This window comes from Rhodococcus sp. USK10, assembly GCF_019378875.1.
Lineage (GTDB): Bacteria > Actinomycetota > Actinomycetes > Mycobacteriales > Mycobacteriaceae > Rhodococcus_F > Rhodococcus_F pseudokoreensis.
The window spans coordinates 1,687,348-1,709,882 of record NZ_CP076048.1 but is presented as its reverse complement, the minus strand read 5'-3'; the positions used below and the strand labels follow the sequence as shown (position 1 = coordinate 1,709,882).

At 68.0% G+C, this 22,535-nt stretch carries 19 protein-coding genes; 3 read left to right on the top strand and 16 right to left on the bottom strand.

Annotated elements, in window-relative coordinates:
• Positions 1 to 21 precede the first annotated feature (21 nt).
• Positions 22 to 966: a polyphosphate kinase 2 gene (ppk2, locus tag I1A62_RS14910; RefSeq protein WP_124396326.1), complete on the top strand. Its 945-nt coding sequence runs from the start codon at positions 22 to 24 to the stop codon at positions 964 to 966.
• Here the strand turns inward: ppk2 and I1A62_RS14905 are convergent, their stop codons facing one another.
• From I1A62_RS14905 to I1A62_RS14855, 11 genes are all read right to left on the bottom strand, one after another.
• Complete coding sequence (locus I1A62_RS14905) at positions 967 to 2,463, bottom strand: stealth family protein (RefSeq protein WP_374710837.1); 1,497 nt, start codon at positions 2,461 to 2,463, stop codon at positions 967 to 969.
• A 164-nt stretch (positions 2,464 to 2,627) separates the two neighbouring features.
• Positions 2,628 to 3,053, bottom strand: coding sequence for a hypothetical protein (locus tag I1A62_RS14900; RefSeq protein WP_124396327.1), 426 nt, complete (start codon positions 3,051 to 3,053; stop codon positions 2,628 to 2,630).
• A gap of 62 nt (positions 3,054 to 3,115) precedes the next feature.
• Complete coding sequence (locus tag I1A62_RS14895) at positions 3,116 to 3,280, bottom strand: hypothetical protein (protein WP_192582161.1); 165 nt, start codon at positions 3,278 to 3,280, stop codon at positions 3,116 to 3,118.
• Positions 3,281 to 3,322: 42 nt separating this feature from the next.
• Positions 3,323 to 3,745 carry a hypothetical protein gene (locus I1A62_RS14890; RefSeq protein WP_124396328.1) on the bottom strand — a complete coding sequence of 141 codons (423 nt, stop codon included), beginning with the start codon at positions 3,743 to 3,745 and terminating at the stop codon, positions 3,323 to 3,325.
• A gap of 10 nt (positions 3,746 to 3,755) precedes the next feature.
• On the bottom strand, positions 3,756 to 4,949 hold the full coding sequence (locus I1A62_RS14885; RefSeq protein WP_124396329.1) for a DUF3322 domain-containing protein: 1,194 nt from the start codon (positions 4,947 to 4,949) through the stop codon (positions 3,756 to 3,758).
• Positions 4,946 to 8,233, bottom strand: coding sequence for an ATP-binding protein (locus tag I1A62_RS14880; protein ID WP_219459017.1), 3,288 nt, complete (start codon positions 8,231 to 8,233; stop codon positions 4,946 to 4,948). The genes I1A62_RS14885 and I1A62_RS14880 overlap by 4 nt, the downstream gene beginning before the upstream one ends.
• Complete coding sequence (locus tag I1A62_RS14875) at positions 8,230 to 8,835, bottom strand: DUF4194 domain-containing protein (protein WP_219459016.1); 606 nt, start codon at positions 8,833 to 8,835, stop codon at positions 8,230 to 8,232. Before I1A62_RS14875 ends, I1A62_RS14880 begins: the two co-directional genes overlap by 4 nt.
• The gene (locus I1A62_RS14870; RefSeq protein ID WP_219459015.1) at positions 8,832 to 10,328 is read right to left on the bottom strand and encodes a DUF3375 domain-containing protein; all 1,497 of its coding nucleotides are present in this window, start codon (positions 10,326 to 10,328) and stop codon (positions 8,832 to 8,834) included. The genes I1A62_RS14875 and I1A62_RS14870 overlap by 4 nt, the downstream gene beginning before the upstream one ends.
• 15 nt (positions 10,329 to 10,343) lie before the next feature.
• On the bottom strand, positions 10,344 to 11,666 hold the full coding sequence (locus I1A62_RS14865; protein WP_219459014.1) for a DUF2786 domain-containing protein: 1,323 nt from the start codon (positions 11,664 to 11,666) through the stop codon (positions 10,344 to 10,346).
• Positions 11,667 to 11,699: 33 nt separating this feature from the next.
• Positions 11,700 to 12,566: a hypothetical protein gene (locus tag I1A62_RS14860; RefSeq protein ID WP_219459013.1), complete on the bottom strand. Its 867-nt coding sequence runs from the start codon at positions 12,564 to 12,566 to the stop codon at positions 11,700 to 11,702.
• Between the two features lie 34 nt (positions 12,567 to 12,600).
• Positions 12,601 to 15,813: an SNF2-related protein gene (locus I1A62_RS14855; RefSeq protein ID WP_219459012.1), complete on the bottom strand. Its 3,213-nt coding sequence runs from the start codon at positions 15,811 to 15,813 to the stop codon at positions 12,601 to 12,603.
• A gap of 134 nt (positions 15,814 to 15,947) precedes the next feature.
• Here I1A62_RS14855 and mddA point away from each other — a divergent pair, with 134 nt between their 5' ends.
• Positions 15,948 to 16,730 carry a methanethiol S-methyltransferase gene (gene mddA, locus I1A62_RS14850; RefSeq protein WP_124396335.1) on the top strand — a complete coding sequence of 261 codons (783 nt, stop codon included), beginning with the start codon at positions 15,948 to 15,950 and terminating at the stop codon, positions 16,728 to 16,730.
• Here the strand turns inward: mddA and I1A62_RS14845 are convergent, their stop codons facing one another.
• The 3 genes from I1A62_RS14845 to I1A62_RS14835 form a co-directional block, all read right to left on the bottom strand.
• On the bottom strand, positions 16,731 to 17,459 hold the full coding sequence (locus I1A62_RS14845; protein WP_219459011.1) for an SDR family NAD(P)-dependent oxidoreductase: 729 nt from the start codon (positions 17,457 to 17,459) through the stop codon (positions 16,731 to 16,733).
• Between the two features lie 27 nt (positions 17,460 to 17,486).
• Entirely contained in the window at positions 17,487 to 17,975 is a 489-nt protein-coding gene (locus I1A62_RS14840; RefSeq protein ID WP_219459010.1) for a hypothetical protein, read from the bottom strand.
• Between the two features lie 79 nt (positions 17,976 to 18,054).
• The gene (locus I1A62_RS14835) at positions 18,055 to 19,566 is read right to left on the bottom strand and encodes an ATP-dependent DNA ligase (RefSeq protein WP_219459009.1); all 1,512 of its coding nucleotides are present in this window, start codon (positions 19,564 to 19,566) and stop codon (positions 18,055 to 18,057) included.
• A gap of 92 nt (positions 19,567 to 19,658) precedes the next feature.
• On the opposite strand from I1A62_RS14835, the gene I1A62_RS14830 reads away from it, so the two are divergent.
• The gene (locus tag I1A62_RS14830) at positions 19,659 to 20,954 is read left to right on the top strand and encodes an NtaA/DmoA family FMN-dependent monooxygenase (RefSeq protein ID WP_219459008.1); all 1,296 of its coding nucleotides are present in this window, start codon (positions 19,659 to 19,661) and stop codon (positions 20,952 to 20,954) included.
• Here the strand turns inward: I1A62_RS14830 and I1A62_RS14825 are convergent.
• Together I1A62_RS14825 and I1A62_RS14820 are read right to left on the bottom strand one after the other, a co-directional pair.
• On the bottom strand, positions 20,951 to 21,733 hold the full coding sequence (locus I1A62_RS14825; protein WP_219459007.1) for a DUF427 domain-containing protein: 783 nt from the start codon (positions 21,731 to 21,733) through the stop codon (positions 20,951 to 20,953). The genes I1A62_RS14830 and I1A62_RS14825 overlap by 4 nt on opposite strands.
• A gap of 36 nt (positions 21,734 to 21,769) precedes the next feature.
• Positions 21,770 to 22,435: a DUF998 domain-containing protein gene (locus tag I1A62_RS14820; protein ID WP_219459006.1), complete on the bottom strand. Its 666-nt coding sequence runs from the start codon at positions 22,433 to 22,435 to the stop codon at positions 21,770 to 21,772.
• Between the last annotated feature and the right edge of the window lie 100 nt (positions 22,436 to 22,535).

The following is a 22,535-nucleotide window of genomic DNA, read 5'->3' as shown; positions in this document are numbered from 1 at the left end:
TGAGGGCGGTAGCCTTTGAGGATGGACGAGTTGCACCATCCCACTGCCTTCGAACTCGCGCGCGCCGACCAGATCGACGTGACACCGGAGATCGACGAAATCGGTGAATTGCTGCGCAAGTCCGGGCGCAAACACGCGGCCGACGAGGAGGACGAGCCCTGGCGGCACGGCTACCCCTACGACACGAAGATGACGCGGCGGCAGTACGAGAACCGCAAGCGGAAACTGCAGATCGAACTGCTCAAGTTCCAGGCGTGGGTGAAGGAGAACGGCGAGAAGGTCGTCATCATCTTCGAGGGCCGCGACGCCGCAGGCAAGGGCGGCGCGATCAAACGGTTCACCGAACACCTCAACCCTCGTGGCGCGCGGGTGGTGGCGCTGGAGAAGCCCACCGAACGCGAACGCACCCAGTGGTACTTCCAGCGGTACGTGCAGCACCTGCCCGCGGGCGGGGAGATCGTGATGATGGACCGCTCCTGGTACAACCGGGCCGGCGTCGAACGCGTCATGGGCTACTGCACCCCCAACGAGTACCTCGAGTTCACCCGGTCAGCGCCGGAGTTCGAGCGGATGCTGGTGCAGTCGGGCATCCACATCATCAAGTTCTGGTTCTCGGTGGGCAGGGAGGAGCAGCACGCCCGGTTCGTCTCCCGCAGCACCGACCCCGTCAAGCAGTGGAAACTCTCACCCACCGACCTCGCGAGCCTCGACAAGTGGGACGCCTACACCGAGGCGAAAGAGGCCATGCTGTTCTACACCGACACCCCGCACGCGCCGTGGACCGTCGTGAAATCGAACGACAAGAAACGGGCCCGGCTCGAGGCGATCCGCTGGATCCTGCACCGCTTCGATTACACCGGCAAGGACGCACGCCTCGTCGGCAAACCCGACTCGCTCCTCATCGGTTCTCCCGCAACGGTCTACGACGAGGGTGAGCGCCCGGCCGACGCGTTCCCCAACGTCTGATCAGCTCCCGGTCTCCCACGGCGCCGGGATCGGGAAGTAGTTCTCCAGGAACTGCGTCACCTTCCGGGTCCGCAACTCCAGGTCGATCTCGGGTGCGCTGCCGTCGTTGAGGCAGAAGAAGTCCATCGACCGTTTCGCGAGCAGCGAATCCATGTCGCGGAGCCCCGACTTCATGGTGGTGTCGACGTACTTCACCCGCGCCGCGGTCTGTACCACCGCGCGACCGCTCATCAGCGCGTAGTAGTGGTACAGCGAGTTGGTCACCGAAATGTTGGAGCTGGCCCGGAAAGTGCTTGCGGCGGTAGCGGCGAACTCGTCGGGGAACTCCTTCTCCATCTCCTCCATCACGGATTTGCGGAGCGGGGTGGCGGCGTGCTCGAGGTGCCGGGTGGTCATCAGCCCGAACCGGTCCTGCAGTAGCCGGCGGTTGACGCGGGCCGCGTTCTCGAAGCCGCTGCGCTCGTCGTCGTTGTGGCCCAGCCCGATTCGGGTGGTCGCCTCGATGAACATGGTGATGCCGCCGGGGGAGAAGAACATCTGCGGGCCCACCGAGCGGCCGAAGAACATGTCGTCGTTGGAATAGAGGAAATGCTCGGCGAGGCCGGGGATGTGGTGCAACTGGCTCTCGACGGCCTGCGAGTTGTGGGTGGGCAGCACCGACGGGTCGGCGAAGAACTCCTCGCTCGGCATGAACGTCACCCGCGGGTCGTCGGCCAGCCACGCGGGACGGTCGGAGTCGGTGGCCACGAAGATGCGGCGGACCCACGGCGCATACATGTGCACCGAGCGCAGCGCATACTTGAGTTCGTCGATCTGCCGGAACCGGGCGGCGGAATCGTCACCCTCACCGACCACGTAGTTCTGCATCCGCTTCGCGCGCTGCGCCTGGAACTCCGCCGACGAGCCGTCCACCCAGGAGAAGACCAGGTCGACATCGAAGTTGATGTCCGACGCGTGGTCGGCGAACATGTTCTCGATCGTCGGCCACACCCGCCCGAACCGCTCCACGGTGCCGCGGACCGCCTCCTCCGACCGCACCACGCGGCGGGTCAGTGAATTCTCCATCGGCAGCACGATCTCGTCGTCGCTGATCGACCACAGTTCGATCTGCACGCCCGTCGACGCCCCGTAACTCAGGCCGCTCGCCAGGTGCACGCGCGGCCGGAACAACCGGAAGATGCGGGCCTTCGACGTCGCGGACAGCCGGCCGTCGGAGACGAGCAACGCCGGACCCTTGGAGTCGACGGTCTTCGAATAGAACGGGCGGTCCTCACACGCGGCGACGAGAGCCGCGCGCAACGCCTTGCGCTGCGCCCAGTTGATCGCGATCACCGGACGTTCGTCGTTGCCCCGCACCAGCAGGTACTCGATGCCGGCCGCGTCGAGAACGTCGCGGACGAACAACAGGTCCTCGACCATCGCCTCGTGCGGCGTCGTATGCGTGATCGCCAGCGCGAACCGGCCCTTGAACCGCACCACGTCGGGACGGTCCCGCAACCGCGACGACGCGGCGGCGGAGGCATGCGCGACAGCGTCGGCGGTCTCCTGCTCCGGAGGAACCAGGTACACGTCGTGCGGAGCAGAAGAATGAGTAATGTCGGGCCTTCCGGTGACGGTCGCGAGTGCGAACAGTGCCAGTGTAGGCCCAGGTTGCGGGGCGGTCAGTCGAGGACCGTGAAGAACGAGTCGCCGTCCTCCGCCGACCCGTCGATCTGACCGCGGTCGGTGCGCGAGTCCTCCACAATCACACCCTCGACGACGGAGGCGTGCTTCGTGCCGAACACCGGAATGTCGATCTCCTCGTCGTCGATGACCCGGTCGACGTCCTCGGTCAACTCGTCGTCGGGCAGATCCCGCAACGACACCTCCTGCTGCTGCTCCAGCGGGGTATCGGGCTCCTCCTCGGACAATTTCTCGTCGAGCGACTCGCCCTCGCGCTCCTCACGCAGGGTGGTACCGAACCGGTCGGCTTCACTCCAGCCGTCGGGCGGATCGACGACGTCGTCGCCGTCGTTGTTGCGCACGTCGTCGGAGTCCAGGCTCTCGCTGGGGCTCAGCGTGTCACCGGGCCCGTCTTCGATACTCATAACGATCAAATGCCCAGATCAGGCCTGGTTGAAACTTCGATAGTCGAGGGCGCTGCGTGCTGTCACTGCCTGTCAGCGTCGGGGTCGCCGGTCGATTCGGATGCCAGTTCTGCGCGAGTGAAGCCGTACCGCTCGATCGCTGCATCAAGATCTGTGCGCCGACCGGTGTCGGTCGCTTCACGAGTGAGTACCAGTGCGAGGTCACGGAGGTCGCGCGGGCTCGTCATAGGAACACGATACCGATCTCTACGCAGTTCTACAGGCGCCAATCACGGCGTCTGAACAGCCAGTTCGCTCCGCAACGCCTCGAGCGCCGCGATCTGCGCCGGCGACCACGGCGCCGAGTTGACGCGACTCGAATCCAGTTGGACGAGTGTGGCGGTCACCTCGGCGGCCTGCACGCCGTCCTGCTCGATGGTGATCAGCAGGGTCAGCGACGTGGTGCCGATCCGATCCAGCGTGACGACGACGTCCGCGTCGCCGGTGAACAGTTCGCGCCCGAAGTTGCTGACGACGTTGACGACGGCGGTCTGCGTGACCGGGTCGAGCAGGTCGCCGCACGCCTCGACGAGCGCCCGCGTCCACGCCGCGGCCGCTGCCTCGTGCGCGCAGTAGAACGGCACATGGCGGCTCACGGACTCCGGGGCGTCCGGGCGGGGGTTGTTCCGCAGGGGGAGCGTGTAACGAGGCATGGATCGGACATTACTTGCTGCCCGGACGGGCGTCGCAGCCGGAGGACGGCGATGACAGGTCCCGACCGAAGGCGGCGTTCAGTTGCTCGAGCACGTACGGCCAGGGGATCCGCTCCTGCTCCAGTCGGAGATCACCCTCGCGCAAGCACTCCAGGGCGGCGGCTTCGGACCCGGTCAGGTGGGACACGTCGTTGAACGTCGGTGACTGCTCCCGGACCGCGAGTCCCCGCCACCGATCCAGGGTGGCCTGATCCATCAATAGGCTCCGCACGTGCGGAAGGTGCCGGCGCAGGCGGTCGAGGATGGCGAACCCGTGACTGTCGAGGTCGCCCCAGTACCAGACTTCCGAGTCGACCACCCACGGGATCGCGGCCAGTTCGTGGACCGTGTAGCCGCCGCCGTGCACCGCCACGGTGTCTGCCAGTGGCGGGAGCGCATACAGGCCCTCCTTGTTCTCCAGAATCAGGACCCGCGCTGGGTTCAGCGGCAACGTGGTGAGTTCCTCCAGCGAGGTGGCGAAGCGCCGCGGACTGCCGACCAGCAGACCGGGATCGCACAATGCGACGTCGCGCAGATGGGGAAGGCCCCGGATGCCGAGGTCGCGGCTGCCGCGGACGCCCTCGAGCAGTGTTTCCACCACACCGCGGTGACGCGCGAGCCATTTCGTGTCGACCCCCGGAACGGGAAGCTGACGAATGAAATACCCGGAGCTCGGGTGGTCGCTCAACCACCGCGCGATGGTTGTGAGCCTGCCGAAGTCGTCGTCGTCCAGGTCGAGCCACTTCGCCGCGGTCGCGGCAACCGCGGCCGACAACGCGGGGGTGCCGGGGCCGAGCCGGTCGACGAGTGTGTCACGGCGCATCACCAGGGCGCGCCATTCGGATCCGCGGCCACCCGCGGACGCGATCCGGCCGGCCCCGGCCAGCGTCAACCGCACCGGCACCTCCTGGGTGCCGAAGCTCGGCCAACGCCGCGTCGCCCACTCCACCCGGCCGTCGCCGGCGTAGCCGCGCCAGGCGCGTACCCACGCGACGACCGTGTCGGGGTCCTCGGCAATCTGCTGCTCGGACGGCGGATGCAGCGCCACCGTCAGCGAATCCTGATCGGCGAGTGCGGAGTCGGCCAGCCAGCGTCGTCGGCGACTGTTGTAGGCGGCCAGTGCCTTCGCAGCGGCTACGGGCGGCAGAACGCATCGTGTGCTCATGCACTACCCACGTCGTCGAATTCGATGAGGCTGAGTTCGGTGTGCATCCGGTCGCGGATACTCACGGTCACCGCACCGCCGATGTACTCCTCGAGTGTGCCGAGCAACTTGAGCGGCGTCGCCAGCACCATGTGGAAACCGAACTGCGCGAACACGTCCAACGCCCGGCGTGTGTACGCGGAGTCGGCGCGGTCGAACGCCTCGTCCAGGATGACCGTGCCGTAACGGGGAAGGTCGGCGCCGTCGGGTGCGAGCTGATACCGCAATGCCGCTGCCAGACAGAAGAACACGAGTTTCTGTGCCTGACCGCCGGACAGCCCGGAGCTCGAATCGTGGTAGTTGCGAGCCTCCCCGGCGCCGTCGATCTCGACGCCGATGAATCCCACGTGCAGGCGAGTATCCAGGACCTGCCGCTGCCAGCGCTGATCCGCTGGTTCTTTCGAGGCCAGACGCTCCAGCACCGCCGCCATCCGCTCGAATCGCTCCTCGGCCGCGGGGCGCTGCTCGACGTCCCAACCACCGCTCGTGATCCGGGTCAGGTCGTCCAGCAGGTCGGCCGCCGCCGGCGAACGTCGCTCGCGGACGTCGATGCGCAACCACCGGTCGGTGTCGAACGCGGAGCGGCGCAACGAGTCGTTCACCGGGTCGATCCGGGAACGGATCTCCGCCGGCGCCTTACGGATCGTGCGAGCGAGTTCGCCGATGTTGCGGTGTGACTGGTCGTGCAGCAGCTGGAAGAACCGATCTTCGTACCGGGGGAGACCGTCGGAGCGCAGCCGTTGGAGAATCGCCAGGGCGTCGTCGACGTATTCGGCGTCGACCCTCAACTCACCGCCGCGGGACTCCCACCGCGCCAGATACTGGGACAGGATCCGGACGATCGACGCGCCGGCGGCAGACACCGCGTTCTGCGCCTCACTCCTGTCCTTGCCGATGCCCTGGCCGACCTCGAACAGCGCCCTGTCGATATTGTCCGACGTGACCCGGCGCGCGAACTTCTGAAACCGCGCCTTGATCCGCGCGGCCACCGCATCGGGAGCCGTCTCGCCTGCATCGAGTTCGGCCTGCGCGATCCCCGCCTCGAGTTCCGTGAGCGCCGTCCGGTGCACCGTCAACGCTGTGTCCGCCTGACGCCGGGCCGCGTCGGCCTCGTTCTCCGCCTTCTTCGCGAGCTCGAGGGCAGCCGACACCGCGGAATGCTCCGGGTTGTCCTGCTGCCAGGAGTCGAGGCGGCCGTCCACTGCATCGACGGCGGCCTGTGCGGCGCTGACGTCGACATCAGCCCACTGCGCATCGAGGATCGTCTGCGCTGCGCGGTTCTGCCGGGCGATCCGCTGATCCTCACGGTCCAGCGCGTCGAGCCGGCTCGTGACGCCCGCGATCGTGACGTCGAGATCCGCGATTCGACGGCGAATGTCCTCCAGCTTGGTTTCGTTGTCGAATCCGAGAACCCACCTCCGTCGGTCGTCGATGCGGCTGCGGTCATCCTTCTCGTGCCGCTCCACGGAGTGCTTGACCTGCCCGGCGCGTGTCACGGCGCGGGTGTGATCCGCGAAGCCGGCCGCCGAGTCGACGCACGCATAGTCGTAACGGTCGGCGAGATGGTGGTGGATCCACGGGGCGAGCGGACCGTCGGTGACCTCTACTCGGCGCACCAGCGACAGCGCCCCGGTCTTCGGCACGGTCGTCGGCGTGGCGCCGACCCGCACCCGGCGATACACGAGCCGCGCGCCGAGGTGGGTGGCATCGACGGCCGCCGCGACCGCCGGATACACCTCCTCCGGGACCAGGAGGGTGCGCCCGAGGCCGCCGAGGACCCGCTCGATGGGGCCGGTCCACTCGGAGTGCTCGTCCCGGACCGCGATCAGCTCGCCGGCGAACGGCACGGCGTCGTCCGGCACACCCGCGGCGGAGCAGATAGACTCCCGGGCGCGCAGCAGTCCCGGATCGATGTTGGAGCGTCTGCGGGCGATGATCTCCCGATCGGTGATCAGCGCGGCACGCTCCTTCTGCGCGGTGCCGCGCTGTTCGGCGAGGGGATAGCGGTCACCGAACCGCTCCTCGTGGGTGGTGGACGCCTGCCGCAGCTGATCCTCGAGTTGCCCACGTAACCGCGCGAACTCTTCGGCGGTCTCGGGAACGGTTCCCTCCCAAGCCGACGCCGCCTCGGCGATCCGATCCCGCCTGGCACGCACCCGGGCCAACGTCTTCAGTTCTGAGTCGCGCTGCGCGTGGAGGGTGGCCAGCCGGCCGCCCCCGATGCCCTCGAGTTTCACGGTCAGATCGAGGGTCTCCTGGCGGGCGCGTTCGGCCGCCGCCGTGGCCTCCGCCGCGCCCGACTCCAGCAGGGGAGTCAGGGCGCGGCGTTCGGTGCGATCACCGCACAGCAGCGACAGCGTCATCTCGGCGTGAACCGCCCCGAGATGCGCGTTCTCCTCCTCCGTGTCCCGCAGGGCCTGAAGGCCGCGTCGCCGCGTGTCGGCAAGCTCGACGAGCGGTGCGAGCATCTCGACCTGAAGCCGTGCGTCGACGACGACGCGATGAGCCTCCTGCAGATCGTGGAACTGGTTGACCGCGCGCTCGGCCATCGCAAACGTGCTCGGGGTGTCGAGCATGTAGTCGCGGAACAACTGGTCGAGGCTGCCGAGGCTTTTCGCGGACAACGTGCGGTGCAGCAGTCGCTGCGCGCCTTCCGTCGAGATGCCCAGACGGGAGCGGAAACTGCGGGCAAACGGCGCATACGTCGGGTTGACGGCCGCCTCCGGCCACTGCTTACGGATTCCCCTCGTATCGATTCCGCGGGCCATGAACGCGCCGAAATCCGTCAGGTCGAGTTCGTGGTCGAGAATGAGATGGAGGTGGCTGACATCGCCCGCCGCGTTCTGCCCCCGCCCGAGCTGCATGAGCTTGACGAGGGTGATCGGCGGATCGTCGGTGTCCGTGCGGTAGGTGAGAGCGATGCCGCTCCACGTCGCGCCGGTCCGCAGGTACGAGGCGACCAGCCCTTCCGTGTCCGCGCCTGCCTCCCGCCGCCACGCACCCCGGATGTACGTGACGAAGTTGCGTCCCGAGTTCGTGGTCTCCTGCGCTGCCGCGTTGAACCGCAGCTGATTGCCCGGGACCAGCACCGCCGAGATGGCATCGATGAGCGTGGACTTGCCGGAGCCGGAATTGCCGGTGATCAGGAAACCCTTGCGGGCCACCGCGAGGTCGTGGTGGCCGTGCAACGTCCCCCAGTTGACGACCTGCACGCGCGCGAGACGGCGTTGACCGGGATGGATCACGGTGTGCCCTCCTCCAGAATCCGCCGGAACTCCGCCTCGACGAGCGCGACCTGTTCGGCGTCGAACAGCTGCCGCAACACCGGGGAGACCTCCATCCGGTCGTCGGTCGAGGTCTTCGTGAGCAGCGAATACTTGTCGAGTTTCTTCCACGACGCGTTGATGCGCTTCGCGTAGCCGGCGGGGTCGGTGTCGCTCGCCGCGCGATACATCTCGAGCTGTTCGCGCAGTTCGTCGAGATCGACGATCACCCGTTCGCCCGGCTGCGCGCGCAGCAGACGTTGGCGCAACGCCAGCAGCATGACCGTGTCCATGAAGGTCAGACGCTCGGTGCGCAGCACCGTGGGAGTGCTGGCGTCGCCGGTGTCGGCGGGGCGGGTGAACGCCAGCTCGTTCTCGTCGTCGATGACGAGAACGAGAAACACGTCGGCCAGCCGGGACCGGAGGAGGCGCTCGTCCCGGATCACCGCGCGCCACACCTCGGGATGCTTGGCCGCGGTGACGAGCGGGCCCTTGAGCAGCTGCACGAACGCGCGCCGCGTCTCCAAGTCCAGTTCGCCGGTGTCTCCTGGGTAGTGGCCGCGGGTGGTCGGCTCGTCGGTCATGTCGGGCTCCCCGTGGGTTCGACTGCCGGCCGGGCGGTGAACTCGTCGGCGGCCGGATCGAACAGGCGACGTCGGATCGTCGCCCGACGTGCAACGCCGGCTCCCGACACCCACTGAATGTCCTCGGTGCCGTCGATCGCGTGCCCGTGGTGAGTGGCAAGGACCATCAATCCCACCGCGCTCGCGAGTCCCTGAGTGGCGGGGTAGTCGCGCAGGACGTCACCGATCGTGGCGCGACCGTGCACTCGCAGAGTGGCCGCGACGTTGTCGGACAATTCGTCCATATCGATCTCCGATTCTCGGACGAGCCTTCGAAGTTCGTCGAGATCGACGGTGCCGGCGTCGTTGGTGAGCACCGGCTCCGTGACGAGGTTGTCGGCGGGATTGTGCAGGCGAAGGGCTGCGACGGATTCGAGGGTCATGCCCACGCGCACCAGGTCCAGATCGAGCAGGTCGTAGGGCCGACGACGTTTGGCCACGGCGACGGCACTCTGCTGCGCGCTGCGCAGCAACCGCTGCAGCCGGCGGTGTTCCTCGTAGTGACGCGACTGAACGAAATGACGCAACGACCGGGACAGCGAGGTCATCGTCGAATGCACCTCGGAGCCGGCCGTTTCCATCTCCGTCAGCAACGTCCGGAATCGCAATCTCTGATCGGTGGTCAGCATCGCGGCGAACGGCCGCTGCAGCACCGCGTCGATCCACTCGTCGATCTGCGACGACCGGGCCGGGTCGAGAATCATGTCGTAGAACGCGGTGAAGCTGCGGCCGGCATCGGAGTCACCGATCAGGTCGACGCCGCGGAACACATCTCCCAGGGTGTCGCCGCGGTCACCGTCGTCGTCGAGGATGCGCGCCCGCAGATCGCGGTTGAGTTCTTCCAGTTCGGCGCGGACCCGGGCGAAGTCCGCGGGGACCTCCGAGGCCAGCGCGAGAATCTCCGCGGAACGCTCGACGGCACGGTCGCCGTCGAGGACCGGGAAGACCCCCGACTCCACCGCCGCGATCTGCTGATCGATCGCTGCCCGTTCCGTCAGCAGCGCGGTGAGGCGAGTTTCCGTGCGGGGATCGGAATCCCGAGCCAGAGCCTGCAACTGGGTGGAGAGCGTGGTCAGGCGGGATTCGGTGGCCGAACTCGCCTGACTGGTGAAATTCGCGACGAACGCCATCGCGGCGAACGCGCCCTCGGTCGGTTCCAGAGTCTCTTCACGGGTACCGGCCGCCGCCCGGCGGAGCAGATAACCGGACCGCACCCACTCGGTGCAGTACGCCTGACCGGTGCGCGGGAAGTCGAGGCCCTCGTCGCGCATCGTCTGAAGGTCGGAGTCCAAGCGGGCGAACAGTTCCGGAGCCGGGAGGCGTCGGGTCCCGCGATCGAAGTGCCGGCCCAGCAGCGCCAGAATCGCCGGCGCCGTGTCGGCCCGCAGCAACGTCCACGCGGCGTGGTCCTGGCGCAGGCGAAGAAGCCGATGGACGTCGGCGGTGATGGACATCGGACTCCTCTCGGTTCAGCCGGTGATGCGTTCCCGGCCGCCGGTCAGATCGGCCAACTCGCCGGCCACGCGACCCGCCTGCCAGCCATGCGCGTTGGTGACCGAATGCGATGTCGTCACGACCGAAGGGAACTGCTTCTCGAACACCGATCCGACTGCTTCGGTCCGTTCGGCCATGATCGGCACCAGTTCCTTGCCGTACTGACTGGACGCGTCGCGGCCGGCCTGATCCCTGGCGATCGCCAGCCGTTCGCCCACCCGGGCCGCGAAGGCGAGCAGGAACGACCGACGGAAGCTGGGGGTTCGCTTCACCCGGTCGCCACCCGCCTCGCTGAGCGCATGTGACGCCTGAACCAGGAGTGAGGTGAACAGCATCTCGCAGAGATCGAGGTCGATCGGCATCCCGACCGTGCTGACGAGGCCGAATCGCTGATGCCAGATGACGCGGACGCTGTTGGTGTCAGCCACACAGTGCAAGAGCTGAACTTTCGCCTCGGGGTAGGGGTTGTCGACGAGCAGCCGGCGGGTGACGACCTGATCACGCAGTGAGGTGTGCTCGGCGGCGTCGACGACGGCGCTGTCGATGGCATAGCGAGTCATCAGATCCTGCGCCTTCGACGAGAGCGTTTCCGCCTCCTCTGCGTACGGAGTCGCTTCGGCCTTGGCCAGCAGGCCGCGGATGCGGGCCAGAATCTTGGGTTCGGGCCCCCGTGAAACAGACGACGCGGCGGCCATGCCCTCGCTCCAGTTCGCCGGGGTCGCAAGCAGCGGGGTCAGGGGTATCAGGTAACTGCAATAGCCGAGGAACGACAGGATCGCCGTCCACGTGTCGGCGGGGTCGGCGTTCTCCGAGGAACACCACGCGGACAGGTAGCCACGGGCGGGTGCGCTGTCCGGTGCGATACCCAGCTCGTCGAGCTGCTCCCGCCACTGCGCCGGCGCGACCTTGCGCGCCGACGTGCGGCTCGCATGCGCGCCGATCACGGTGACCGTCAGCCGAGCGGTGCGCGCACCGAATTCCCGGCGCACCGCGTGAACGAATTCCGTCGGCTGCCACCCCGTGCCGAACACGTGGTCCATCGACCCGTCGAGGATCCGAGACACCCAGTCGAGAACAGTGTCGGCCGACCGGGAACCGTCGAGATCGGCCAGCTGACGGACCGTCCGCTGCAGCGACTCGGGATCCGCCGAGGGCCCGTACGCGAACTCGATTCCGGCGAACACCAAGGATTCGGCACCCTCGATCTCGGGACGGGGTGGACGCTGCTCCCGGGCATTGCCACGGTGCTGCTTCTTGCGTTTGCGTGCGGCGCGGTTCTGCTGACTGTTTCGGCTCAACTCGCACTCCTCACTCGGGTGAGCTTTCTGACGTTATCGGGCTGCGCGACGGCTGTGTCTCGGGTGGGCTGATTGGCGCAGCTGGTCGGCGCGCTCGAGCAGCGCGACGACGGTACGGGGCTGCTGGTAGATACTTCGACCGGCATCGGCGGTCACGCGGGCGAGCTCGGTCCTCGCCACCGCGTGTTCACCCTCGGCGACGGCGAGCAGGATCTTGTTCTTCGTCGCTTCCGGGAGCTTCGCGATCTGCCTGCGCAATCCCGCGGTGGTCTGGGTCTTCGAGGGGAGGGGCGAACTCGCCTCGCGGGCCGCAGCCAGCAGATGGGTGTCGATCCGAAGGTAGTCGGTGAGTGCCCCCTGCGGCGCGGTGAGGGCATCGAGACCGGCGGGCACCGAGGGTTCGCGTTCGTGCTCCCACTCGTCGTATCCGTCGAGTTGCCGTGTCCCGATCGCTGCCAACCATCCGAGGTACAGCGGTCGCACGTCACCCATCATCATCTCGTCGCGGACCCGGGCGAGGGACGCCATCCATCCCTCGGCTGCGTCCGTGAAATCGGCTGAGTCGTCCTCATGGGTGAAGTCGAAGACGAGGTGCTTGGCGATCGACTCGACCTCGAGGTACGGCTCGACCGTGTAGTCGGCCGCATCTTCCGAGAACGTCTGAGCCGGCACCTTGACCATCAGGCGGCGGGTTCCCCAACTCGTGACATGGATGTGCAGGTCATAGCACTTGTGCACCATCTTGCGTGGATCGCCGCGGAAATCGCCGAAGTGATAGGTGTTCGTGAAGGTGGTCGGCGTGATGACGGCCCTGGTCGAGAGCTTGCGTACCTCCGACTGCATTCGCTTGCTCAGGGGAGTGTCGAGTGCGAGGAACTCGAAGTATTGGTACTCGCTCACGGGGTCTCCTCGGGTGATGATTCGATGGCCGGCACTACTCGAACAGGCTGCGGATGTCGTCGGCGTCGAGGCTGGAGCTGAGCAGGGTATCGGCGTCCATGACGCTCGCGAACAGCGCCGACTTCTTCGCCTTCAGCGCCATCACCTTGTCTTCGATGGTGTCCTTCGCGATCAGCCGGTACACCATCACGTTGCGGGTCTGCCCGATGCGGTGCGCGCGGTCGACGGCCTGGGCCTCGGTGGCCGGGTTCCACCACGGGTCGAGGATGAAGCAGTAATCGGCCTCGGTGAGGTTCAGCCCGAAGCCGCCGGCCTTGAGGCTGATCAGGAAGACCGGGGCGTCGCCCTCCTTGAAATCGCGGAGCACGTCGCCGCGGCGCCGGGTGCCGCCGTCGAGGTAGGCGTGCGCGATGCCCGCGTCGTCGAGACGGTCGCGGACCTTCCCGAGGAACCCGGTGAACTGGCTGAACACCAGCGCCCGGTGACCGCCGGCGACGACGTCCGCGAGCTGTTCGAGCAGCGCGTCCACCTTGGCGGACGGGACGTCCCGGTACTCGTCGTCGACCAGTCCGGCGTCGAGACTCAGCTGCCGGAGCAGGGTCAGCGACTGCAGGATCGTGAAGCGGTTCTTGTCGACGTCGGCGAGCAGGCCGAGGATCTTCTGCCGCTCACGCTGCAGGTGGGTGTCGTAGATCTTGCGGTGCTTCGGGTGCAGGTCGACGTCGAGCACCTGCTCCTGCTTGGCCGGAAGATCCTTCACCACTTGCTCTTTGGTGCGGCGCAACATCAGCGGTTTGACGCGGCGGCGCAGCTGCGCGAGGAGTTCGGCGTCGCCCTGCTTCTCGATCGGCTTGCGGTAGTAGTCGGTGAACCGGGCCGGGTTCGGGAACAGTCCCGGGGCGGTGATGGAAAGTAGTGACCACAACTCCATCAAATTGTTCTCCATCGGCGTGCCGGTGATCGCCAGCTTGAACGGTGCCTCGAGCCGGCGGACGCACTGGTAGATCTTGGACTGATGGTTCTTGGTGAACTGCGCCTCGTCGAGGATCAGTCCCGACCACGTGCACTCCGCGTAGGCCTCGAACTCCAAGCGGAACAGGGTGTACGACGTGACGACGATGTCGGCGCCCTGCACCAGTTCGTCCATCGGAACCTTGCGGCGTTTCAGGGTGTCGGCGATCGCGACAACATTCGCGTCCGGGGCGAAGCGCGCCGACTCGGACTCCCAGTTCGACACCACGCTGGTGGGGGCCACGATGAGGAACGGCGGCGCGGCCGGATTCGACTGCCGCGCATGGCAGATCATCGCCAGCGCCTGCAGGGTCTTGCCGAGCCCCATGTCGTCGGCGAGGATGCCGCCGAGCCCGTGCTCCCAGAGGAACGCCAGCCAGCGGAACCCCTCCACCTGATACGGGCGCAACTGCGCGTCGAGCGTCACCGGGACGTCGACCTCGTGGACGGTGCCCGGGGCCAGGAGGCCGTCCACCTGCTGCCGCCACGCCTTCGCCTGGCGCTCCACGGTGCCGAGGGATGCGAACTCTTCCCACAGGCTCGCCTGGAACCGGCTGATCCGCAGCGACCCGTCGGCGCGGTCGTGGAGGGCGCGGGCCTCGTCGATCAGCTTCCGCAGCGTGTGCAATTCCGGCTTGTCCAGGGAGAAGTAGGCGCCGTCGGGCAGCAGCAGTTCGGACTTTCCGGCGCTGAGCGCGGAGAAGACCTGGTCGAACGGGACGTCCCGGCCCTCGACGGTGAGGGTGACACCGAGGTCGAACCAGTCGGTGCTGTCGCTGGACGCGGCGGTGGACACCCCGATGGCGAGGGAATCGCCGGCCTCGCGGTAGTCGGCGCGGTCGCCGGAGACGTCGATGGACACGTCGGTCTTGCCGTCGAGCAGGGGCAGGACCTCGGTGGTGAAACGCATCGTGTCGAGTCCGCGCAGCGCCGTCGATTCCGGGCCGTCCGACCCCAATCCGTATCTGTTCCAGTCGATGTCGAGTTCGTCGAGCAGGGCACGTTCGCGGGCGTCGTCCCGGAACTCGTCACCGGACGTCCGGGCCGTGAGCGGCACACGGTGCTCGTCGTCCCCGACGGTGTACAACCATTCCCAGTCGACGGTGACGTCGTGGTCGGGCAGATACCTGGCCCGCAACGCCAGGGTGGGTGCGGAGATCGCAGGTGGGACGAACGAGCCGTCCGAGGAGATGACCGTGGCCAGATTGCGCAGCTTCGGCAGGAAGTCCGTCAGGAAACGGGACTGCTCGGCGGCGGGAACCTCGATGGGTGTGCGGCGGCGCACCAGGTCCTGCAGGGGAGCGGGGACGGTCGCGTCGAGCCGGGCGAGATGTATGCGGTCGTCCGCGTCGACGTAGAACAGGCCGTGGGCCCGGACGCCAATGAAGCCGACGGTCGCTGCGTCGACGGGTCGACCGTCGATCCGGACCACCGGCTGCACCACGAGAGAGCCCGTGGCCTCGTCGCGGGTGGCGTCGAGGCAGACCTCGGCCGTGCGGTAGGGGCCGAGCGCGCCCAGACGCGTGGAGGAGTGGATGAGCTCGACACCAACCCGGGCCGCCTCGTCGAGCAGCGACCACAGCTGGCGGCTGGCGAAGACCCCGAGATCGAGATCGGTGTAGTTCTGGCGGCGATAGGTCAGACCCCCGTCGGCCAGCAGGTGGATCTCGTGCAGCACCCGGATCTGCTCGGCGGGATGCTGGAACTGGCTGCCCAGCTTGTTCCACGCCAGCCCGCCGACGATCCAGCCCCTGCTGCCCGGCTGGACGGGCCGTACCAGCAACCGAGGTGCCGCGCCGGCAGCCGACGCCTGCACCCGGAACTGGATGGCGAGCGGCGAGCGTCCGCCGGAGTCGCCGAAAGGATCGGCGGTGAGGAGGGAACCGAGGGAGCGTTCCCACGTGGGCGCGACCGCCGCCTGGGCCTCGGACCTCGCCTGACGCATCGCCGTGATCAGGAGGGCGGCGACGTGCTTGCAGTTCATCCCGACCGGACACGTGCAGATTCCGTACCGGTACACCGTGCGGCCGGGAACGGATGCGACGAACGCCGACGCCGAGTACGGCTCCCTCGCCGTGCCCGCCACCTCACCCCACAGCTCCTTGGCCGCCGGATCCCACGACATCTGGATTACCGCGTGGTCGCGGGCGTACTGCTCGCCGCGGGTGTACGTGGTGGTTCCGAGGACCGCCTTGATCGACGACATGTCGATCTGGCGGAAATCCTCGGGAAGCATGGCCACAGAGTAGTCAACCGATCCGACAGGTCGCGGGGGTGCAGTGACCCTCACCCCAGGGTTACTGGTCGCGCCCGTCGCGCGGCCGGAGACTTCGGTGCGTCGGGGGAAACCCATGGATCGGAGAGAACATCATGGCCGAGATGGTCGAAGCACCGCAGAAGCACCGCCCCGGCGGCGTCGCGAGAACACTGATCACCGTGTACGGAACGGTCGTGTACGTCACGTTCCTGGTCGTGTTCCTCTACGCGATGGGATGGGTCGAGGGCCTCGTCGTGCCCCACACGATCAACGACGGTCCCGCCGCCCCTGTCGTGGTCGCGGTGGTCGTCGACGTGGCGCTACTCATGGTTTTCGCGATGCAGCATTCGGTGATGGCCAGGCCCTGGTTCAAGAAGCGCTGGACGAAGATCGTCCCCGAACCGATGGAGCGCTCGACCTACGTACTGCTCGCCACGGCCGCTTTGGCGCTGATGATGTGGCAATGGCGTCCGCTGCCCGACCAGATCTGGCACGTGGAGACGAGCTGGGTGCGCGTCGCGATCTTCGCCGTGTCGCTCGGCGGATGGGCCCTCGTGCTGGCCGCGACGTTCGCCATCGACCACTTCGATCTGTTCGGGGTGCGCCAAGTGCTGCGAAATCAGAGCGGGAAGTCGGCTCTGCCCAGCAGCTTTCGGACACCCGTGCTGTACCGGGTGATCCGGCACCCGCTGTACGCCGGTTTCATCATCGCGTTCTGGGTGGCGCCGACGATGACGTGGGGACGCCTGCTGTTCGCCGTGGGCACCACCGGCTTCATCCTGGTCGCGGTGCGGTTCGAGGAACACGACCTGATCGACACGTTCGGCGACGACTATCGCAACTACCGCAGGCGGGTGCCGATGCTCGTCCCGAGGTGCGGCGCAAATCCGCAGTAGTCACAGACCGCCGGCAACGGCGATGGTGGTGGCGGTGACGTAGGACGCCTGGTGGGACAGGGCCCACAGCACCGCCTCGGCGATCTCCTCGGGTGTCGCGACCCGGCCGAGGGGGATCCGACCGGCGACCCGTTCGGGTCGCCCCGGGTCGCCCGCGGCCGCGTGGATGTCGGTGTCGGTGGTGCCGGGAGCGACGCCGACGACCCGGATGTTCGCGCTCGCCAGTTCCCGCCCGAGCCCCGTCGTGAGACTGTCGACGGCCGCCTTCGAGGCCGCGTAGCCGATGTATTCGCCGGGTGCCCCGGTTCCGGCCGCAACCGAACTGAGGTTGACGATCACGCCGGGGCGCCCCTCCCGGACCCAGTGCTCGGCCGCCGCGCGGGCGTAATTGATCGTCCCGAAGACGTTGACGTCGAACACGTCCCGCAGCGACGCGTCCGTGGTGGTGAGGAAGGTGCCGAGCGGACCGGTGGTCCCCGCGTTGTTGACCACCGCGGTCAGTTGCCCGCGCTCGTCGGCCGTGCCCACCACGGCGGCGGCCAGCGCGGCGTCGCGCACATCGGCACGCACCGCGGTGGCGCGGATGCCGCACTGGTGCACGAGGTGTCCGGCGGCCTCGTCGTCGTTCTGGTAGGTGAACGTCACCTCATAGCCGCGATGGACGGCCAGACGCACGACAGCGGCGCCGATGCCGCGTGATCCACCGGTGACGAGGATGTGTTCGCTCACCATACGAGCGTATCCGGGTGGGCGCGGTCAGCGCGCGGGCCTGCCGAACGTGATGCTCGGCGCCGTCAACGTGATCGACGCGATGCGGACCGTGAGACCGGGGGCGGGCGGCGGTTCGGCGTCGATGACGGTGGGGTGATAGTCGACCTGCTCGGGCACCGGACGGGCCGGTGAGAAGACGCTCCGGACCACCCCGATCGGCGTGCGGGTGATCGCGTCGGCCGACTGCTGGATCTGCTCGAGAGTCCGGAACATCGTGTCGAAATTGTCGGACTGCCTGCCCGTGCTCACCGCCTCCACCACCGGCCGCATCGTCCGCAGCAGGAACACGACCTCTTCGAGCAGTTCCTCGGTGAGCCGGAGGATGTGGAACGACGTCTTTCCGACCTCGATCGGCACGGTGACCGTGCACACGGCGACGCGGACGGGACCCTCCGCCGCCTCGGCCGCCCTCCGGTACGCGTCCTCGACCACCGCGGCGACACACGACGGCACGAAGCGGGAAACGAATGTCACTGGTCGACCCCCTCGCGGCACGGCGACTTGTTGTGCCGGGGAGGCTACCGCCCCGGCGCGCGCCACGCAGGACGAGCGCTCACCCCGGCAGCAGGGCGCGGACGGCGTCGATGGTGTCGGCGTCGGCGGCCGCCTTGTCGGGGCGGTACCGCAGGACGCGCGCGAACCGCAGGGCGAGGCCGCCGGGGTAGCGGGAGCTGACCTGGACGCCGTCGAGTTCGATCTCCACGACGAGGTCGGGGTGCAGGTACACGGTGTGGTCGTCGCGGCGGCGTTCGTGGCGGGGGAACTCGTCCGTCTGCCACTGCAGCAGCGCGTCGGTGAGGCCCTTGAACGTCTTGCCCACCATGATCGGTGCGCCGCCGTCCGGGTCGCGCGCCCCGAGGTGCAGATTGGACAGGTATCCGGTGCGCCGCCCGTATCCCCACTCCGCGCCGAGCACCACCAGATCGAGGGTGTGCTCCGGTTTCACCTTCTGCCAGGCGCGGCCGCGTCGTCCCGCCGCGTACGGGGCGGCGAGCGACTTGACCATCACACCCTCGTGCCCGGCGGCCAGGGCGTCGTCGAAATGGGTTGCGGCCCGGTCGCTGTCGGGTCGGATCAGGCCGGGGATGCGGTGTTGCGGCGCGACCCGTTCCAGCGCGTCCAACCGCTGCTCGAGCGGAGCATCCAGCAGGTCGACGCCGTCGAGATGCAGGCAGTCGAAGAAGTACGGGTGCAGCAGCAGGTCGCGGGAGGACTCGGCGCCGAAGCGGCTCATCGTCTCCTGGAACGGCCGGGGCCTGCCGCTGTCGGTGAGCGCCAGCGTCTCCCCGTCGAACACCGCCGACGTGCAGGGCAGGTCGGCGACGAGTTCGACCAGTTCCGGCACACTGGCGGTGATCTCACGCAGCGTGCGGGTGAAGATTCGCACCTCGTCCCCGTTGCGGTGCACCTGGATGCGCGCGCCGTCGAGTTTGTATTCGACGCTGACGTCGCCGCCGAGTTCGGTCCACGCGTCGGCGAGGGATTCGGCGGGGGAGGCCAGCATCGGCCGCACCGGACGGCCCACCTCGAGCCGGAACGCGGTGAGCGCGTCGACCCCGCCGCCGAACGCCGCGACCGCGGTCGCGGGCAGCCGTCCCGACAACATGAATGCCCGGCGCACCGGTTCGACGGGAAGATCGGCGGCCGCCGCGATCGCGTCCGTCATCACCCCCTCCAGTGCGCCCTGGCGGAGGTCGCCGGTGACCAGCCGGATCAGGAAATCCCGCTCGTCGGTGGTGGTGCGGGAGAACAGGTCCGCGAGCAGTTCACGCCGGCGTGCCGTCGACCCGGAGCCGGTGACCGCTGCGACGGCGGAGATGGTCCCGTCGACCTCGGACACCGTGACGGACCCGGCGTCGACGGGCGTCGCCGGAATGTCCGCGACTGTCCGCCAGCCGATTCCGATCCGGCCCTGCCGCAGTTCCCCGGACAGCCACGCGACCACCGGTTCCACCTCGGGCGGCTCCAGCCGGGTGAGGACCTCACGGAGCGCCCCGACCTTCACCTTCCGCGACCGGGTGGCACCCACGTCCCGGGACGTCGCGACGATCTGCGAGAACAGCACACCCCGACGGTAGCGGGACGGTGTCGTGGGCGGTCAGAATCCGGCTGATCCGAACGCTGGGCCGACCGGCCCGCCGTTCCTAGGCTGGGCGAATGAGTACTGCGCGACGCCGCCCACTGAAGACGGTGACGGGAGTCAGCGGCGCCGTCAGCACCTATGCGGCGGCGATCGACCCGCAGCAGTCGACCGTTGCCTCCTCGATCGAGATCGCGAAGATCGCGGAGGCGAACAAGTTCGACGCGCTGTTCGCCGCCGACCTGCTGAGCTTCGGGGCGCAGGGCGCGATCGGCGCGCAGGAACCGCTGATCTTCCTGTCGGCGCTGAGCGCCGTGACCTCGCACGTCGGGCTGATCGCGACAGTGACCACCACGTTCCACCACCCATACAACCTCGCACGGCTGTTCGGCACCCTCGACCACGTGAGCAACGGACGCGCGGCCTGGAACGCCGTGACGTCGTCGCTGGGTGAGGAGAACTACAGCGACCGCGACCTCCCCAGCCCCGAGGAACGGTACGCCCGGGCAACGGAATCCCTCGAAGTCGTCAACGCACTGTTCGACAGCTGGCAGCCCGGGGCGCTCACGTCCGACGGTGCCGGAGGTACCAGGCTCGACGCCGGCCGGGTGCGGCCGATCGACCACACGGGCACCTATTTCACAGTCAAGGGTCCGCTCAACATCCCGCCGCTGCCGCAGCGCCGTCCCGTGCAGTTCCAGGCCGGCCAATCCGCGGCCGGCGTGGAACTGGGCGCCCGCTTCGCCGAGGTGGTGTTCACGTCGCTGCCCACCCTCGAGGACGCCGTTACCTACACCAAGAGCATCCGGGCACGCGCCGCCGAACTCGGCCGCGCCCACGGACTGCCCCTGGTCATGAGTTCGTTCCACGCCACCTACGGCGCGTCCGAGGCGGAAGTGCGACGGCTCGTCCGGGAACAGGAGGAGGCCACCGACCTCGAGGCAGGCCGGATCCGGCTGGAGGACATGTTCGGTGGCGACATCCACCTGTCCGGGCTGCCGCTCGACAAGCCGATCCCGGCGGACGTGCTGCCCGACGTCGGGTCGGTGAACCGCCGACGCGGCCGGGTCGAGATCTTCAGCCGGCTCGCCGCGTCCGGGCGGACGCTGCGTGAGCTGATCATCGCGTCCAAGGACACCGGGCACTGGGCGGTCGCCGGCACCCCCGATCAACTCGCCGACGCCGTCCAGGAACGCTACGACGCGGGTGTTCTCGACGTCATCTCCCTCGGCGGGCTCGCCGAGGACCGGACCCGCGACTTCGTCGTCAACGGGTTGCTGCCCGAACTGCGGCGACGCGGAATCGTCGGCGACGACTACGTCGGCGGCACGTTCCGGGACAACCTCGAACTGCCGCCGCTGCCGGCCCGCTAGTTCTCCACCGGGGTGCCGTCGACGACGATCCGCACACGGTCCGGGTAGAACGAGACGTGGTCGTCGATGCCCGACGCCTCCGCGGTGGTGAACGGGTAGAACCAGGCTGCGTCCTCCACCGGATCCGTGCCGTCGGTCCCGGTGAACGACAGATACGACGCCGTCCCCTTGTACGGGCAGGACGTCCGGGTGTCGGAGGCGGTGAAGAACTCGGACCGCACGTCGATGCGAGGAACGTAGTAGCGCACCGGCAGCGACGTCTCGAACAGCAGACGCGGACGGACCGTGTCGGCGACCAGGGTGTCGCCGACGAAGACCTCCACGTGCCGGGACGACGGCAGCACATCCACCCGGACGTACGGGTCGCGAGCATGGACGAAAACCTGCTGATCCTCCTCGTACCAGGCGTCCATCCGGTGCCAGTAGAACGCGACGTACGCGCTGAGGTCGAGGGAATCCGCGAGTTTCTCGTCGTAACCCCACACCGATTGCTCGGCGCGGCGGTCACCGACGACGAGATCCCAGTACCGCGCCTTGCCCTTCCACGGGCAGGTGGTGGACGCGTCGACGGGCGCGAGGAAGTCGAAGTTCACGTCGTCGCGGGGTATGTAATAGACGGGCAGGTGTCCCTTCTCGAACAGGTACACCGAACGGGTGGTGTCTGCGACCGGTTGACCGCCGAAGAACACCCGGATGCGCTTGTGATTGGGTTCGATCGAGATGCGGCCGTTCTCCGCGACCTGCTGGGTAGCGGCGGCATGCGTGAGGGCTGTGGACATCACTCCATGGTGGCACCTTCGGCGCCCCGTGCGTGGTTACGGAGTCTCTGGACTCGTTTCCCACGCACGGGCGCGAAGCGCACTGAACCCGGCGGTCACAACCCACACGATGAACGGGTAAAGCGCCAGGCGTTCGGTGATGCCGAACGGTGCGCCGGGAAGCAGGATCGCCGCCGTTCCGAGAACCCCGACGAGTCCGCAGAGACCGGTCCACAGTGCGAAGGCGCGCCAGCGTTCGTACAGCCCGACCGCGACGACGAGCATGGCGGCGTTGCGTGCGACGAACGTCGGGGTCGCGACGACCTGATGGAGGTGGGCGTCCACGTCGATCGGAACCAAACCGGTCAGGGCAGCGCTGACGGCGGCCACACCGAACAGGGCCAGCGCGACGCGTCGGAGGATGCCGGGCGGGAGGAAGCCGCGCAGACACACCGCGCCCACGAGGATGAGCATCCCGGTGAGCACGAACGCGCCGTTGATCACCGCGTGCAGCGGCGAGCAGAGCCTCGCGGCGGCAGATCCGTCGCAGCCCGTGACACCCAGATTGCTGATCGAATTCGTCCCCACCCGGTACGGCCGCGGCCAGGCGCGTGCGGTCACGACCTCCGCGACGAAATACAGCGCGATCAGCACCCACGCAGCGCCGCCCACCCGCACGGCCAGCTGTCGCCGGGCGGGTGCGGACGTTCGCGCGACGCTCACCCCTCCGTACCGTACCGGCTCACGGAGTGGATTGTTGACAATCTTCGGGGGCGGCTCGACGATGTAGCCATGGCCCCGCTGACGACGATTCCGGTTGCTG

Coding starts and splice junctions, on each gene's coding strand:
- ppk2 (WP_124396326.1), top strand. CDS start 22: ATGGACGAGTTGCACCATCCCACTGCCTTCGAACTCGCGCGCGCCGAC.
- I1A62_RS14900 (WP_124396327.1), bottom strand. CDS start 3,053: ATGAGTATCGAAGACGGGCCCGGTGACACGCTGAGCCCCAGCGAGAGC.
- I1A62_RS14895 (WP_192582161.1), bottom strand. CDS start 3,280: ATGACGAGCCCGCGCGACCTCCGTGACCTCGCACTGGTACTCACTCGT.
- I1A62_RS14890 (WP_124396328.1), bottom strand. CDS start 3,745: ATGCCTCGTTACACGCTCCCCCTGCGGAACAACCCCCGCCCGGACGCC.
- I1A62_RS14885 (WP_124396329.1), bottom strand. CDS start 4,949: ATGAGCACACGATGCGTTCTGCCGCCCGTAGCCGCTGCGAAGGCACTG.
- I1A62_RS14875 (WP_219459016.1), bottom strand. CDS start 8,835: ATGACCGACGAGCCGACCACCCGCGGCCACTACCCAGGAGACACCGGC.
- I1A62_RS14870 (WP_219459015.1), bottom strand. CDS start 10,328: ATGTCCATCACCGCCGACGTCCATCGGCTTCTTCGCCTGCGCCAGGAC.
- I1A62_RS14855 (WP_219459012.1), bottom strand. CDS start 15,813: ATGCTTCCCGAGGATTTCCGCCAGATCGACATGTCGTCGATCAAGGCG.
- mddA (WP_124396335.1), top strand. CDS start 15,948: ATGGCCGAGATGGTCGAAGCACCGCAGAAGCACCGCCCCGGCGGCGTC.
- I1A62_RS14830 (WP_219459008.1), top strand. CDS start 19,659: ATGAGTACTGCGCGACGCCGCCCACTGAAGACGGTGACGGGAGTCAGC.
- I1A62_RS14825 (WP_219459007.1), bottom strand. CDS start 21,733: ATGTCCACAGCCCTCACGCATGCCGCCGCTACCCAGCAGGTCGCGGAG.